Source organism: Pantoea sp. DY-17, assembly GCF_019795975.1.
Lineage (GTDB): Bacteria > Pseudomonadota > Gammaproteobacteria > Enterobacterales > Enterobacteriaceae > Pantoea > Pantoea leporis.
This window is the reverse complement of sequence record NZ_JAIMIG010000001.1, coordinates 441,542-456,928: the sequence shown is the minus strand read 5'-3', so window position 1 is coordinate 456,928 and position 15,387 is coordinate 441,542. Positions and strand designations below refer to the sequence as shown.

The window sequence follows — 15,387 nt, the reverse complement described above, 5'->3', positions numbered from 1 at the left end:
GATGAGCGAAACTTTGACTCAGGCTGTAGCCCGTGAAATCCGTGCGCCGCGCGGTAATGAATTGCACTGCGCCAACTGGTTGATTGAAGCGGCTTACCGCATGATCCAGAACAACCTCGATCCTGACGTGGCAGAACGCCCGGAAGATCTGGTGGTGTACGGCGGCATCGGTAAAGCCGCGCGTAACTGGGAGTGCTTTGAGCAGATCCTGCGTTCGCTGCGCGCCCTGCAGCCGGAAGAGACGCTGCTCATCCAGTCCGGTAAACCGGTGGGCGTGTTCCGTACGCATGCCGATGCGCCGCGCGTGCTGCTGGCTAACTCGAATCTGGTGCCGCATTGGGCCAACTGGGATCACTTCCACGAGCTGGATCAAAAAGGCCTGATGATGTACGGCCAGATGACCGCCGGTTCGTGGATCTACATCGGTGCGCAGGGCATCGTGCAAGGTACCTTCGAAACCTTCGCTGAAGCGGGTCGTCAGCATTACGACAGCGATCTCAGCGGCCGCTGGATCCTCACCGCCGGTTTGGGCGGCATGGGCGGCGCACAACCGCTGGCGGGTGTGTTAGCCGGTGCCAGCGTGCTGGCGATTGAGTGCCAGGAATCACGTATCGATTTCCGTATCCGCACCCGCTACGTCGACCACAAAGCCTATACGCTGGACGAAGCACTGGCGCTGATTGATCAGGCCAACAAAGAGAAGCGTGCCATTTCTGTTGGTCTGCTGGGCAACGCCGCTGAAATCGTGCCGGAGTTGGTGAAACGTGCCAAAGCGGGCGGCATGAAGCCGGACATCGTCACCGATCAGACCTCAGCACACGATCCGGTTAACGGTTATCTGCCGGTTGGTTGGGATCTGGCGCGCTGGGAAGCCGAGCGTGTCAGCAACCCGAAAGCGGTGGAGAAAGCCGCGCGCGCCTCAATGGCGGTACATGTGCAGGCGATGCTGGATTTCCATCACATGGGCGTCCCGACCGTGGATTACGGCAATAACATCCGTCAGGTGGCGCTGGATGAGGGCGTGAAAAACGCCTTTGATTTCCCGGGTTTTGTGCCGGCCTATATTCGCCCGCTGTTCTGCGAAGGCAAAGGCCCGTTCCGCTGGGTGGCGCTGTCAGGTGATGCGGAAGATATCTACAAAACCGATGCCAAGCTGAAAGAGCTGTTCCCGGATCACCAGAATCTGCACCGCTGGCTCGACATGGCGCAGGAGCGTATCGCCTTCCAGGGCTTACCGGCGCGTATCTGCTGGCTGGGTCTCGGCGAGCGCCACAAAGCGGCGCTGGCGTTCAACGAAATGGTGCGTAACGGCGAGCTGAAAGCGCCGATCGTCATCGGTCGCGACCATCTGGATTGCGGTTCCGTGGCGTCACCGAACCGTGAAACCGAAGCGATGAAAGACGGCTCGGATGCGGTATCCGATTGGCCGCTGCTCAATGCCCTGCTGAACACCGCAGGCGGCGCGACCTGGGTGAGTCTGCATCATGGCGGCGGCGTCGGCATGGGCTTCTCGCAGCACTCCGGCGTGGTGATTGTGTGTGACGGCAGCAAAGAAGCCGATGCGCGTCTGGGCCGCGTGCTGTGGAACGATCCGGCCACCGGCGTAATGCGTCACGCGGATGCGGGTTACGAATTAGCGCAAAGCTGCGCGCAGGAGCACGGTCTCAACCTGCCGATGCAGAAATAACGTTCAACCCGCGCACGCCGATCAATCCCCTCTCCCGCCTGCGGGAGAGGGTTAGGGTGAGGGACAGCGCGCACCTTTCAACATTGTGCAGCTTTCCCCTGATCCCAGCCTTCTCCCGCAAGCGGGAGAAGGCGCTTAACAGCCCGTTCGCTATATTCCATTCCGCTATACCCTATAGCCAAATTATTCCGTTCCGCGATAGACGCCGCCATGCGCTTGCCACTACAGTAAATACATTATTTTGCAGCTCACGCTGCTAATGGAGAGCCTTACCTTATGAGCCTGCCTGCTGCACTGCTGGAAAACGCCCTCAACTGGCGTCATCAGTTACACCAACATCCTGAGCTGGGTTACCAGGAGCAGCAGACCAGCGAGCTAGTCGCACAGGTCCTCACCGAGGCCGGATTACAGGTATTTCGTGGCTTAGCGGGCACCGGCGTAATCGGCACCTTAGAGAACGGTCCCGGACCGGTTATTGGTCTGCGCGCCGATATGGATGCGCTGCCGATCACCGAAAAAGGCGCGCCGCAGTGGAAGTCGCAAACAGCCGGCGTTATGCATGCCTGCGGTCACGATGGTCACACTTCGATCCTGCTGGCGGCGGCTTGTCAGCTGGCGGTTACGCGCAACTTCAGCGGTACTATTCACTTCATCTTCCAGCCCGCCGAAGAGAATCTCGGTGGCGCACGCAAGATGGTGGAAGAAGGTCTGTTCCAGCGCTTCCCGATGGATGCGGTTTACGCCATGCACAACTGGCCGGGCATGCCGGTGGGCACGCTGGCGGTGAATCCGGATGCGATGATGGCGTCACTCGACTCGTTCGAAATTACGCTGCACGGTAAAAGCTGCCATGCGGCGATGCCGGAAAGCGGGGCCGATCCCATGGTGGTTGCTGCCGAGCTGATTCTGGCGCTGCAAACCATTCCGTCGCGTCGTCTGTCGCCACTGGCTTCGGCGGTGGTGAGCGTGACGCAGATTCACGGCGGCGAAGCGATTAACGTCATTCCTGAGCAGATTGTGTTGCGCGGCACGGTGCGATGTTTGCAGACCGACGTGCGCAATCGCGTGCGCGGTCTGATTGAGGATTTTGTCACGACGTTGCCGCGCCCGTTTGGCGTCAGCGGCGAGATTCACTGGTATCCCGGTTATCCGGTCACCGCCAACCATGCGGAGCAAGCCGAACAGGTGCGTACGGTGGCGGTTGAGGTGCTTGGCGAGGCGCAGGTTCACTGGCAGGTGAACCCTTCAATGGCTTCGGAAGATTTTGCCTGCATGATGCAAGCCTGCCCCGGCGCCTATTTCTGGCTGGGTGCCGATGGCGCGACGCCGTCCGCACCGCTGCATAACGCCAATTACGACTTTAATGATGAGCTGCTGCCGATCGGTATTACCTTCTGGCAGCAGTTGGTAGAGCGCGTGCTGGCGAAAGCGTAAGGGCGGTCGCCAGGAATGGCGGATGCTTGCTCGTGCCGTCGCGGCGCAATTTATTACGCAATAGCGGGATGGCGACATTGCCGCCATTGAACAGCGCGATTAATCGCGCCGCTACAGCTTGTGTGCGCTGTAAATGAGGCGCTTAATTCAATGGCTTTATTCTTCACATCCCCGCCAACTGTAACTTCACTTCTGCATCCGCCAGGCTAGCCGATTCACCGGTCGCCATCAAACAACACGCCAGCTGCAAACGCAGCGCCTGCGGCACCGCGCGTTCCCCGGCTAATACCTGATTGATCCACGCGGCGGTGTCCTGTGCACTTTTGCTTTCCGGCAGTTCCACACTGACTTCCGGCTGGCGCTCAACCCACACTTCCGCTTCTGCACCCGCGCCACGAATGTAGTTAATCGCCGGGCAGCGCTGCGGATTGGCATACACCTCGCCTTCGGTCCCGTTGAGCAGAATCGCCGGTGCATCGATATCCTGGAAGAATTTCCCCACGCGCGGCACATATTCCGGATGCGAGACGCTGGCCAGGCGCAGCGCAGCACGTTCGGCAAACGGCGTCGCCAGTTTCGCCAGCGTATGCGCGCTGTTACGCACGCCCATGCGCCAGCGCAGCGACAGCTGTTGCGCCATTGGCGCACACAGATGGTCGATGGTGATAAACGCCAGTTCGCCGTTATCCAGCTTCGCCTGCGCCTGTGCGGCGGAGGTGACAGGCGCGATGTCCAGCGCTGCCAGCACCGCTTCGGTGGTGATGCGCGTAGGATCGTCGCTGACGCCGTGCAGCAGCACCGGGAAGCCCAGCTTCACCAGCAGCAGCGCCAGCAGCGGCGTCAGATTGCCCTGACGGCGCGCGCCATTGTAGCTGGGAATGACAATCGGCATGGGCCGGTTAGCGGGTGCCTGCAACTGCATCATCTGCTGCTGCATCGCGTGATAAAAACCGCGCATCTCCTCTTCGCCTTCGCCCTTGATGCGCAGCGCAATCAGCACGCCACCGAGCTCCAGCTCCGGCACGTCACCGGCCAGCATCGCGCTGTAGAGCGCCTGCGCGGTGGCGAAATCGATATCGCGCGCGTGATTTTTACCGCGCCCAATCTCTTTAATAATTTTATTCAGTTCCATCAGGCATTCCCGCTTCCAGGGCGCGCCGCCGTGCGGCTGCCAAAAATTGATCGTTAGATTTTCTTACTGCGACGTTTTTTCGTCTTGTCACTGCTGGCTTCCGGCATCGGCGGTTGCTCAATCGGGAACACCGGTAGCGCGGCCAGCAGTCGGCTGCCATAGGCTTTGTTGAGCAGGCGGCGATCGTAAATCACGATTTCGCCAAAGCAGCTGTGGCTGCGAATCAAACGTCCTACCTGCTGAATCAAGGTAAAGGAGGCGCTCGGCAAGCTCTGCACTTCGAACGGATAGCGTTTCAGGCTCTTCAGCCATTCGCCCTCGGTCAAAATTACCGGACTGTCCACCGGTGGAAAAGCGATTTTATGGATATGCACCTGCGACAGCAGATCGCCTTTCAAATCCAGCCCTTCGGCGAACGATTGCAGCCCGACCAGAATACTGATTTTACCGGCTTCGACGCGTTCACGATGCAGCGCCACCAGGCGCGAACGCGGCTGATCGCCCTGCACCAGCATCGACAGGCGCAGATCAGGAATATGTGCGACAAACTGCTGCATCGCGCGGCCGCTGGCGAACAGCACCAGCACCCCTTTGTGCTTCTCTTCGGCGATCTGCTGGAGGAAAAAGCGCGCCATCTCGGCAATGTGCTCCGCTTCCTGCGCCATCTGCGGCTCAAACTGCATCTGCGGAATCACCAGCTTGCCCTGGTCGATATGGTTAAACGGTGAATCCAGTGCCACAAAGCGGTCGCCGGCTTTCTCACTCAGGCCGGACATTTCCTGCAAACGGTTGAAGCTGTTGAGCGAGCGCAAAGTGGCCGAGGTCACCACCACATGCGGGATTTTGCGCCACAGGATTTTTTCCAGCTGATCACTCACGCGAATGCCCGCGCAGTGGAACAGCAGATGCGCCTGGCCTTCACGGATCTCACGCGTAATCCACTTCGACACCGGCGCATTGGAAGCTTTCTCCATCGCCGCCAGCCGCCACAATTTGCTAATCGACTCGAACCAGCCGAAGTGGCGATTGAGCTGAATGATAGCTTTATGCAGCCGCATGATATCGGCTTTCCCGGTTTGCTCGCCCAACTCGTTGAGCAGGCCTTCGCTTAAGCCGCGCAGCGCGTCACTCAGCTTGAACAGCCGCGCGCACAGGCTCAGTAGCTCTTCCGGCAATTCACCCAGAACAAAGCGGAACTCGCCCGGCTGATTATGGCCCGGCAGCAGTGGATTGAGCGCATCGCACAGGATCTGCAGCAGCTCGCGCATTTCATCGCAGTGACCTTTCAGGCGCTCCGGGTTGGTGAGCGGCGGCGGCGATTTTGGGCGGAACTGCGCCATGATGGTTTCCACCAGCCGCACAAACAGATCGAGCTGCAAACTGCTCCAGCCGGGCGTGATCTCCGCGCTCATCTCCAGCGCATCGCGCGCCACTTCCGGCAGATGATGGCCTTCGTCCAGCACCAGCATCAGGTTTTTCGCCGGTGGCAGCACCGATTCATTCTCCATCGCCGCCATCACCAACGCATGGTTGGCGACCACCACATCCGCCTGCTCAATTTCGCGACGCGCGACAAAGAACGGGCATTCGCGATACCAGCGACAGTGATGGCCGAGGCAGTTGGCTTTGTCGGTGGAGAGGCGTTGCCACAAGCTGTCCTCGATGTTGACATCGGTGTGATCGCGCAAGCCATCCCAGCGGTAGCTACTGAGCTGCTTCTCTAGCTTGGCGCAGAATTTCTGCTCCTCTTTCGAGCCGGTGACCGCCTCTTCATCCAGATAGAGCAGCAAATCGCCCTGCTGATCTTCGGTCGCCGCCAGCGCCGCAAGGTTGCGCGGACAAACATAGCGTCCACGGCCAAAGGCGGCAGTAAAAGTGAGATCGGGGATGATTTTCTTCAGCAGCGGCAGATCCTTGCTGAAGATCTGGTCCTGCAACGCCACGTTGGCGGTGCTGATCACCAGCCGCTTCTCCTCGGCGCGGCTCACCGCAATGCCGGGAATCAAATAAGAAAGGGTTTTGCCGACGCCGGTGGGCGCTTCAATCGCCAGATGACGACCTTCGTCACCGGCCAGACTTTTCGCCACTTCGGCAATCATCTGGCGCTGCGGCGCGCGCGGGATAAAGTCAGGAACCTGCTGCTGCAGCGCCTTATACCATTGCGCAATCTGGCTTTTTATCGCTGCTGTCAGGGCCATTTTCGTTACTGTTTGCTGAATTGGCCTGTATTTTTACACAGTATTGGCGCAGCGTCAGCTTTCGCTGCTATTTTTTCGCGCTGGATTCAGAATTTCACGCATCGCGCGGATTAAGGTTTCACGCGCGCGCCCACGGCGAAACGCAAAAGAGAAAGGCGCGCGGAAATGGAAATGGTGCGGCAGCAGGCGGCGCAGCGTGCCCTGCAGTTCCCCGCTGCGCGCGTAGTGTTCGGGCAAATAGCCAATGAAGCGGCCAGAGAGAATCAGCGTCAGCTGCGCTTCGATGCTCTCCACTGAAGCGTTGCTCTGGCGGAAGCCGCGCTTGTTCAGCTCCTGCTGATTCCAGTAACGCCGCGTCACCATGCCGGTTTGCTGCACGGTGCGCACATCCGGATGGCCCTCAGCCAGCGGATGTTGCGGGCTGCAATAGAGCCAATGCTGTTCTTCGTAAAGCGGAATGGTCACCAGATTGCTGGCGCGCAGCGGAAAGTGCCCAATCGCCAAATCGAGCCGATCCTCCAGCAACTGCTGCTGCAACTCATTGGGATCGCGCACGCTCAGATTAAAGAACACCGCCGGAAAGCGCTGGTTAAAGCGGGCGATAGCGGCAGGCAGATCCAGCGTGCTATCGGTGACGGTGGCGTCCACCACGCCAAGCGAGAAAGTGCCGCCCTGCGCGCTTTTCAGCGTCTCAACCTGCTCCTGCCAACCCGCCAGCGTCGCCAGCATCTCCTGACAGTAGCGATAAAACTGCTCGCCTTTGCTGGTCAGGGTAAAGCCGCCGCGCCCGCGCTGACAGAGGATAAAACCGAGCTGGCTCTCGAGCTCGCTCATGTAGGCGCTGATGGCCGGCGTGGTCATGTTCAGCGCCTGCTGCGCGCGCGAATAGCCCTGATTTTCTACCACGCTGGCGAACACCTGCAGCAGTTTAAGATTGGGAAGCGTCTGCACCGATTTTCCTTCAGAGATTGCTGACTAAAGTTAAGTAATCTCTGAAGTGATTATCGGCTGTCAAGGATTTTTCCGGCGCGCGGGCTGGGTAATGATGGGTTTTACCTGACTGAAGGAGTGCGTGATGACCGATTTCCCCCAGCCGCAAGGCGGCAACGAAATGCCCCGTTTCGCCGGACGCGGCACCATGATGCGTTTACCCGCCGCTGAATCACCAGCCGATTTGGATGTGGCGTTCGTCGGCATTCCGCTGGATATCGGCACCTCGCAGCGCAGCGGTACGCGCTATGGCCCACGCGCCATCCGCGCCGATTCAGTCATGATCCGACCCTACAACATGGCCACCGGCGCCGCGCCCTTTGATTCGCTGCGCGTCGGCGATCTCGGTGATGTGCCGATCAACACTTACAGCCTGCTGAAATCAGTCGATGTCATTGAAAACTATTATACCGAGCTGAATAACTGGCCGATTATCCCGTTAACGCTGGGCGGCGATCACACGCTGACGCTGCCGATTTTGCGCGCGCTGGCGAAGAAGCATGGGCCGATGGGGCTGATTCACATTGATGCCCACACCGACACCAACGACGAGATGTTTGGCGAGAAGATCGCGCATGGCACCACGTTCCGCCGCGCGGTGGAAGAGGGCCTGCTCGACTGCCAGCGCGTGGTGCAAATCGGGCAACGTGCGCAAGGTTACGCCGCCGATGATTTTCAGTGGGGCGTCGATCAGGGCTTCCATCTGGTGCCCGCCGAACAGTGCTGGTATCGCTCCATGACGCCGCTGATGGCCGAGGTGCGCGCGCGTATCGGCGACGGCCCGGTGTATCTCTCTTACGACATCGACAGTTTCGATCCCGCGTGGGCACCCGGCACCGGCACGCCGGAAGTGGGCGGTTTAACCTCGATGCAAGGGCTGGAGATCGTGCGCGGCTGTCGTGGACTCAATCTGGTGGGCGGCGATCTGGTGGAAGTCTCGCCGCCGTACGACATCAGCGGTATGACCTCGCAGCTGGCGGCCAATATCCTTTATGAGATGCTGTGCGTGTTGCCCGGCGTCCGTTACACAGAGAACAAGTGATGACACAACAGAATCTGGTTTTCCCGGCGCGCGTGCTGCGCGGTGCGGGCGTGATCAACCAATTAGGCGCGATCTGCGCCGGACTGGGACAGCGTGCGCTGCTGATTGGCGGCCATCAGGCGTTGCAGGCAGTAGAAGCGCAGGTTCGCGCGCAGCTGCTGGCGGCCAACGTCACGCTGCTGGCGCAGGAGTGGTTTGGCGGTGAAACCTCGATCAATCAGATCAATCGTCTGGCGGCGATGGCCAGCGAGCTGCACGCCGAGGTGCTGATTGGCGTGGGCGGCGGTAAATCGCTGGATACGGTGAAAGCGGTAGGCGCCCAGCTCGGCGTGCCGGTGATCACGCTGCCAACCATCGCCGCCACCTGTTCCGCGGTGACGCCGCTGAGTATTCGCTATGACGATAACGGCAATTTCTTCGACATCTTCCCGCTGCCGCAGGCACCGGCGGCGGTGATCATTGACAGCGAGCTGCTGGCTAAAGCGCCCGCCCGCTGGCTGGCCGCCGGGCTGGGCGATACGCTGGCGAAGTGGTACGAGTTCCGCGCGGTCAGCGCACGTCATCCGGCACGCGAGGGCAATGCGCTCTCGTCACTGGCGCACAGCCAGATCTGTTATAACGTAATTGGTGAACATGGACCGGCAGCGTATGCCGCAGTGCTGCGTGGTGAGAGCAGCGCGTCGCTCGATCAGGTGCTGGATGCGATCTTCACCTGGGCGGGATTAACCTCGCTAATGAGCAACGGCGCACACGCGGCGGCTTCGCATGCGATTTATGAAGGCTTTACCTTCTGCGATAAAACCCGCGAGTTTGGGCACGGCTTGCTGGTCGGCTTTGGCAATCTCTGTTTGCTGGCGCTGGAGAACCGCACCGATGAGGAAGTGCTGGATGAGATGCGCCTGGCGCGCGATTGCGGCGTGCCGCTGACGCTGAGCGAGATTGCCGAGCTGGATGAAAGTGAGCTGGCGCTGATTGTGCGCGAATCAGTGCATGCGCCGGATATGGAGAACATGGCCGAAGCAGTGACCGAAGCGCGCTTGCTGGCAGCGATAGCGCGGATTGAGGGGTTAGCAGGCAGGGTTTAGTTTGTGCTCGCTGTGGTTTGAATGTGCTCGCTGTGGTTTGGATGTGCTCGCTGTGGTTTGAATGTGCTCGCTGTGGTTTGAATGTGCTCGCTGTCCCCCTCCTCGGTCCTCCCCCATAAATGGGGGAGGAAGATGCTGCCACATATTCGTTCTGAAGCTGCATGTGGCAGCGTCTCCTTCCCCCATTAATGGGGGAAGGCCGGGATGGGGGACAGCGAGCACACACCAAAAGGAAAAAATCACCCAATCCCCAACAACCCCACCACTTCCCGCACATCCGCCACTTCATCCAGCTCCAGACACACCGCCTCGAGCTGTTCGACCTGCTCCAGCGGCAATACGCGCGCGGCCAAACTGCGGTATTTCGCCAGCAAGGCATCCAGCGTGAGCGGATTGGTTGGCGCGCCTGACGGCACCGGCACATGCTGCTGCCACTGCGCGCCCTGCCCGGTTTCCAGCCGCACCCACGGCTCGTCGTCGCGGCTCTGCTGCTCATCGATCACCAGCTCAATACGTGCCAGCAACGCTTCCACATCGGGATGCAGGCGTTTGGCGTCGTCATAACTGGCCAGCTCCGCCGAGCCGTACAGTGCGCGCGCCGCCAGCGCATACGGCAGGCTCATCTGCGCCGCCGCCAGGCTGTGTAACTCGCGTCCGCCGCACATCTCCAGCAGGAACGGATTAACGCCCACCACGATGCGCGCAATCTGCTCTACCCGCACATCATGCTGTTGCAGCAGGATTCCCAGCGCATCAATCGCCGCGTGGGTGCCACGGCACGAAGCGTAGGGTTTGATTGAGCAGCGCGCCAGTTTCCACACCTCGCCGAGATCGGCCGTCAAAGCCTGCGGCTGCTGGGTTTCCGCTGCTAAGGTTTGCAGGAAGCCGCCCCAGCGCGGTTCAAACACCACTGAAGGGCCGCTGATACCGCGTTGTGCCAGCAGCGCGGCCTGTACGCCGCCTTCTGCTGCGCGCGCGGCATGGAGTTTCTTGGTGTGCGATCCATCGTGAATAAAGCCCCACAAACCGCCGCTGAAGCTGGCGGCAATGCCCAGCGCAGACGCACACTGCGCGCGATCCAGCTGCAGCAGCGAACAGACCGCCGCCGCCGCACCAAACACGCCGCAGCTGGCGGTAGAGTGCCAGCCTGCGCCGTTGTGCGCCGAGTAACCGCCGCAGGCTTCTAACACGCGGCGGCCAACGTCATAGCCGATCACCATCGCCACCAGCAGCGCTTGCCCGTCCACCGGCTGCGTCGCCAGCGGCAAAGCCGCCAGCAGCGCCGGGATCACCACCGCACCGGAGTGATCGCAGCCGCCGGTATCGTCGAGTTCATACATGTGCCCCGCCACGCCGTTCAGCCACGCCGCCTGTCGCGGATTGGCCTGCTGCGCGCTGCCCCAAATCTGCGCCTGTTCGCGGCCACCTTCGGCCTGCACCAGCGCCAGACACTCGCGCCAGATCGGGCTGTCGCAGCCCGCCAGCGAAGCACCGAGCGTATCAAGCAGATGGCGTTTCGCCTGCTCCACCAGCGGTTCAGGCAGTTGTGCAAAACGCGTCCCGGCGATAAAGGCCGCCAGTTGATCAAGCGAGTTCGCCATGCGCACCTCCAGTGATGCGGGTAAACACCTCCGCCGGATGGCAGACATCGTTATCCGGCTGCGTCTGCCAGTGTGCCGCCGCCTGCTCAGCGGTGGCGATCCACACATTGTGCTGTTGCAGCATGTCGAGCAGCGCCCGCAACAAACCAATACGTCCGGCGGTGCCGATGATTTCCGGATGCAGTCGCAGCAAGTAGCACAGGCCAAAGCGGTGGAAGCCGTGGAAATCCTGCGTCATATTCGCCAAAGTTTCGCCATACGGCGCGATGCGCGATTGTCCCGGCGGAATAGCCGGGCTGAGGTTAAAGGCGAAGTACGGCTCATCTTCCAGCGTGTAGTGCATCGGTAATTCCACCAGACGCGTACCGGGATGGAAATACGGCAAATCGTCGCCGCGCCAGTTGGAGGACCATTGAATGCCGCGTGCGATCAACGCCTGCGCCAGTCCCGGTATCCACTGCCCGGCGGGCGTACGGAACCCCGTGATTTTGCGTCCGGTTATCTGCGCCAGTTTGTCGCAGCCGCGCGTCACGCTGGCGATCTGCTGCTCCAGCGTTAGCAGCGAGAAATCTTCGTGGGTATCGCCGCTGCAGGCGATTTCATGGCCGCCGGTCACGATGCGCTGCACCAGTTCCGGCTGCTGTTCGGCGACAATCGCGGGCATACACCAGCTGGCTTTGAGCTGCTTTTCTGCCAGCAGCGCCAGCAGGCGATCGACGCCGCGCAGCGTGCCGTAGCGCCACACCGACAGCGTTTTATCGCGCCCCGCCACTGCCGGAGCCTGGGTGAGAATGCCGTGAATATCGTTGAAATCGATAGTGAGGATCGCCGCCGACTGGAAGCCCAGCGGCCAGCGTGAAGGTTCAGTCATGCTGTTGCTCCTGCAAATACCACTGCGCCACCGCGTCGCAGCGCGCAAACCATACGTCATCGCGCGCCGTCATATGTGCAAACAGCTGTTCGAGCAGCAGCAAACGTCCCGGCTGGCCGGAGATTTTCGGGTGGAACAGCGTGGTGAGGCATAAGCCTTCATCCATCGCGCCATCGAACTCGCGCTGCCAGTTATCACACGTGTGCGCATAGCTGGCGATGCGGTCGCCGCCTTTGGGGAAATCGGGCTGACGCGTGTAGGCCAGCGAGGCGTAATCATCCATTTCCCACTTGCCGGGGATCTCCACCAGCGGCGTATGGCCCGCCACCGGAATGCTGTAGGGGCGATCGTCGCCGCGCATGCTGCTGGAATAAATCACGCCCGCGTCGCGCAGGATTTGTGGCGTTTCGGCATGCCAGTCGCCCGACGGCGTACGAAAACCGCAGGCGGTGATGCCCAGATGTTGGTGAAAGATTTCAGCAGATTTTGCCATTACCGCACGCTGTTCATCCGGTGAAATCGCCCAGAAGGATTCGTGGCGATAGCCGTGATAGGCCACTTCGTGGCCCTGTTCGATAATCGCCTGACACTGCTGCGGCCACTGCTCCACCACCCACGCCGGCACAAAGAAGGTGGCGGGGAGGTGGAAGGCGCGCAGCAGGTCAAGCAGACGCCCGAGCGCGCGGTACGGCCCGTAAGCCCCAAAGGTAAAATACTCTGGCGTTGACCACAGGCTGCCATTCAGCATGGCATCGCCGGTGGGACCGTCGAGGTCAAACGCCAGCGCCATACAGCCGCGTTTACCCTGCGGCCAGCGCACTGCGCCCGGTTGTTGCATCTGCGCGCTCCTTTAGCCCTGGTTGACGGTGGCCTTCGCCACGCCGTTGTCTGCCAGACCCCATTTGCCGAGGATTTTCTGGTAAGTGCCATCGGCAATCATCGCGTCGATAGCCGCCTGAATCGCGGTGGTCAGCTCGCCCGCATCTTTACCAATCGCCATGCCGGTGTACTGGAAGGAGAAGGCTTTATCCAGCGCCTTATATTTGCCCTTTTCCAGATCCATGATGTACGGCAGCGTTTCACTGCCCTGCACCACGCCATCCAGACGGTTCTGACGCAGCTGAGTGCGCGCATCGGCGGTGCCTTCGGCACCTACCACAATGATCGCCGGCTTACCGGCCGCTTCACAGTGTGCTTTTGACCAGTTGGCAATCTCCTGCGGGAAGGTGGTGCGACGGCTGGTACCGACTTTCTTACCGCACAGATCCATCGCGCTGTTGATGTCGCTGCGCGCGGATTGGGTGTAGAACTGCGGGCCGGTTTTGAAGTAATCGATAAAGTTCACCACCTGCTGACGCTCTTTGGTGTCCGTCATGCCGGACATCACCAGATCGACGCGCTTGGTCACCACCGCGTTCACCATCTGTTCGAAGGCGATCTCCTGCCAGTTGATCTTCACGCCGAGTTTTTCACCAATCGCCTGGCCGAGGTCGTAGTCCACGCCGGTCAGCTGGTTGGTCGCCGGATCTTTAAAATCCATTGGCGGATAGTTCGGCATGATCGCCACCGTCAGCCCTTTCTCTTTGATCGCCGCGGGTACGGCGATGTCTGCCCAGGCAGAGGATTGCAGCAGCAGCGCGGCACTGATGGCACTCAATAACAGCTTTTTCATATTCACCCCGGTAATGTTTAAAGAAGAATCGCGTTAATAAAGTTTTTCATCCGTGGATTTTGCGGGTTCAGCAGAATGTCTTCCGGTGCGCCCTGCTCGATAATCCGTCCCTCGTCCATAAACACCACCTGATTGGCCACCTCACGGGCAAAGCCCATTTCGTGCGTGACCACCAGCATGGTGGTGCCCTCTTTTGCCAGCTGACGCATCACCGCCAGCACTTCGCCCACCATCTCCGGATCCAGCGCCGAGGTGGGCTCGTCAAACAGCATCAGTTTGGGTTTCATCGCCAGCGCACGAGCAATCGCTACGCGCTGCTGCTGACCGCCGGAGAGCGACTGCGGATAGTCGTGCGCTTTGTGCGCCAGACCCACGCGATCGAGCAGCGCCATCGCCTCTTCGCTGGCTTCGCGCCTTGGGCGCAGCAGCACGTGACACGGCCCTTCGATGATGTTCTCCAGCGCGGTTTTGTGTGGGAACAAGTTAAAGCGCTGGAACACCATGCCGGTTTGCAGGCGCTGACGCGCAATCTGTTTGTCGCTTAGCGCATGCAGTTTGTTACCGGCGATGCGATAGCCCGCCAGCTCGTTGTCGACCCAAATTCCGCCTTTATCGACCTTCTCCAGCTGGTTAATGCAGCGTAAAAAGGTGCTTTTGCCGGAACCGGATGGACCGAGGATGCACATCACCTCGCCGTAGTTCACTTCGAGGCTGACATCCTTCAGGGCGTGGAACTGGTCGAAATATTTGTTCACCTTGACGGCGCGCACGATGTTTCTCATGTTGGGCTCCTGTTTACTGACGCTGACGATGGCCGCGTGAGAAATAACGTTCCAGTCGGCTCTGTCCAAACGACAACACCGTGACCACAATCAGGTACCAAATGCCTGCCACGAACAGCAGTTCCATGACGCGCGCGTTGGCGAAGTAGATGGTTTGCGTGTTGTAGAGCAGTTCCGAGTACTGAATCATGCTGGCGAGGCTGGTGGTTTTGATCATGCTGATAAATTCGTTACCGACCGGCGGCAGAATCACGCGCATCGCCTGCGGCAGAATGATGCGCTGCAACGCCTGCAGACGCGGCATGCCGATGGCTTTCGCCGCTTCGTATTGCCCGGTATCCACCGACAGCAGGCCCGCGCGCACCACTTCCGAGGTGTACGCGCCCTGATTGATGCTCAAACCGAGCAGCGCGGCGAGGAACGGCGTCATGATGGTGACGGTTTGCACGCTGAACACGCCGGGAATGCTGATGGTGGGAAACACCAGCGCGAGGTTGAACCACAGCAGCAGCTGCAGAATCAGCGGCGTACCGCGAAAAATCCACGCGTAGCCCACGGCGATGTAGTGCAACACCGGATTCGGCGACATGTACATGATGGCGGTGATGACGCCAAACAGTACGCCGAGCCCCATCGCCAGCACCGACATGATCAGCGTGTTGACCACGCCGTTGAGAATCGCCTGGGCGGTAAAGAACTGGCCGACAAACGACCATTCGATATTGCCGTGCGCAAAGGCGTTTACCAGCAGCGCCAGCAGCAGCAGAATCACCGCCGACGCGGTGATACGGCCGTAGTAACGGCGCGGCACCACTTGGTAACGATCGAGATCGTAATGCGTCTGCTCGCGGCTGTTGTTCAAACCCGGCTCAATCGGCGTTGATTGCGACATA

At 60.2% G+C, this 15,387-nt stretch carries 13 protein-coding genes; 4 read left to right on the top strand and 9 right to left on the bottom strand.

The genetic code is table 11. From position 1 onward, the window contains the following. Position 1 precedes the first annotated feature (1 nt). The gene (gene hutU, locus K5Y33_RS02220; RefSeq protein ID WP_222233843.1) at positions 2-1,687 is read left to right on the top strand and encodes a urocanate hydratase; all 1,686 of its coding nucleotides are present in this window, start codon (positions 2-4) and stop codon (positions 1,685-1,687) included. 276 nt (positions 1,688-1,963) lie between these two features. Next, positions 1,964-3,121, top strand: coding sequence for a M20 aminoacylase family protein (locus K5Y33_RS02215; protein ID WP_222233180.1), 1,158 nt, complete (start codon positions 1,964-1,966; stop codon positions 3,119-3,121). A 163-nt stretch (positions 3,122-3,284) separates the two neighbouring features. Here the strand turns inward: K5Y33_RS02215 and ybiB are convergent, their stop codons facing one another. Genes ybiB through K5Y33_RS02200 form a run of 3 tightly spaced genes read right to left on the bottom strand, consistent with a single transcriptional unit; the run spans position 3,285 to position 7,402 of the window. After that, complete coding sequence (ybiB, locus tag K5Y33_RS02210) at positions 3,285-4,253, bottom strand: DNA-binding protein YbiB (RefSeq protein WP_192236573.1); 969 nt, start codon at positions 4,251-4,253, stop codon at positions 3,285-3,287. Between the two features lie 53 nt (positions 4,254-4,306). Continuing rightward, on the bottom strand, positions 4,307-6,451 hold the full coding sequence (gene dinG, locus K5Y33_RS02205; RefSeq protein WP_222233179.1) for an ATP-dependent DNA helicase DinG: 2,145 nt from the start codon (positions 6,449-6,451) through the stop codon (positions 4,307-4,309). Between the two features lie 54 nt (positions 6,452-6,505). Next, positions 6,506-7,402, bottom strand: a complete 897-nt coding sequence (locus K5Y33_RS02200; protein ID WP_192236574.1) for a LysR family transcriptional regulator — start codon at positions 7,400-7,402, stop codon at positions 6,506-6,508. Between the two features lie 124 nt (positions 7,403-7,526). On the opposite strand from K5Y33_RS02200, the gene speB reads away from it, so the two are divergent. Next, the gene (gene speB / locus K5Y33_RS02195) at positions 7,527-8,483 is read left to right on the top strand and encodes an agmatinase (protein ID WP_255610228.1); all 957 of its coding nucleotides are present in this window, start codon (positions 7,527-7,529) and stop codon (positions 8,481-8,483) included. After that, positions 8,483-9,568: an iron-containing alcohol dehydrogenase family protein gene (locus K5Y33_RS02190; protein WP_222233177.1), complete on the top strand. Its 1,086-nt coding sequence runs from the start codon at positions 8,483-8,485 to the stop codon at positions 9,566-9,568. Before speB ends, K5Y33_RS02190 begins: the two co-directional genes overlap by 1 nt. Before the next feature lie 239 nt (positions 9,569-9,807). Here K5Y33_RS02190 and K5Y33_RS02185 read toward each other — a convergent pair whose 3' ends face one another. The 6 genes from K5Y33_RS02185 to K5Y33_RS02160 are packed head-to-tail and all read right to left on the bottom strand — an operon-like array spanning position 9,808 to position 15,386. Further along, positions 9,808-11,169, bottom strand: a complete 1,362-nt coding sequence (locus tag K5Y33_RS02185) for an MmgE/PrpD family protein (protein WP_217547168.1) — start codon at positions 11,167-11,169, stop codon at positions 9,808-9,810. Then, positions 11,153-12,040 (bottom strand): polysaccharide deacetylase, encoded by an 888-nt coding sequence (locus tag K5Y33_RS02180; RefSeq protein WP_222233176.1) that lies wholly within the window; start codon positions 12,038-12,040, stop codon positions 11,153-11,155. The genes K5Y33_RS02185 and K5Y33_RS02180 overlap by 17 nt, the downstream gene beginning before the upstream one ends. Continuing rightward, entirely contained in the window at positions 12,033-12,878 is an 846-nt protein-coding gene (locus K5Y33_RS02175; RefSeq protein WP_222233175.1) for a polysaccharide deacetylase, read from the bottom strand. The genes K5Y33_RS02180 and K5Y33_RS02175 overlap by 8 nt, the downstream gene beginning before the upstream one ends. A 12-nt stretch (positions 12,879-12,890) precedes the next feature. After that, positions 12,891-13,712: an ABC transporter substrate-binding protein gene (locus K5Y33_RS02170; protein ID WP_101763140.1), complete on the bottom strand. Its 822-nt coding sequence runs from the start codon at positions 13,710-13,712 to the stop codon at positions 12,891-12,893. A gap of 17 nt (positions 13,713-13,729) precedes the next feature. Continuing rightward, positions 13,730-14,494: an amino acid ABC transporter ATP-binding protein gene (locus K5Y33_RS02165; RefSeq protein WP_217547173.1), complete on the bottom strand. Its 765-nt coding sequence runs from the start codon at positions 14,492-14,494 to the stop codon at positions 13,730-13,732. Between the two features lie 13 nt (positions 14,495-14,507). Then, positions 14,508-15,386, bottom strand: a complete 879-nt coding sequence (locus K5Y33_RS02160) for an amino acid ABC transporter permease (protein WP_101763141.1) — start codon at positions 15,384-15,386, stop codon at positions 14,508-14,510. Position 15,387 lies beyond the last annotated feature (1 nt).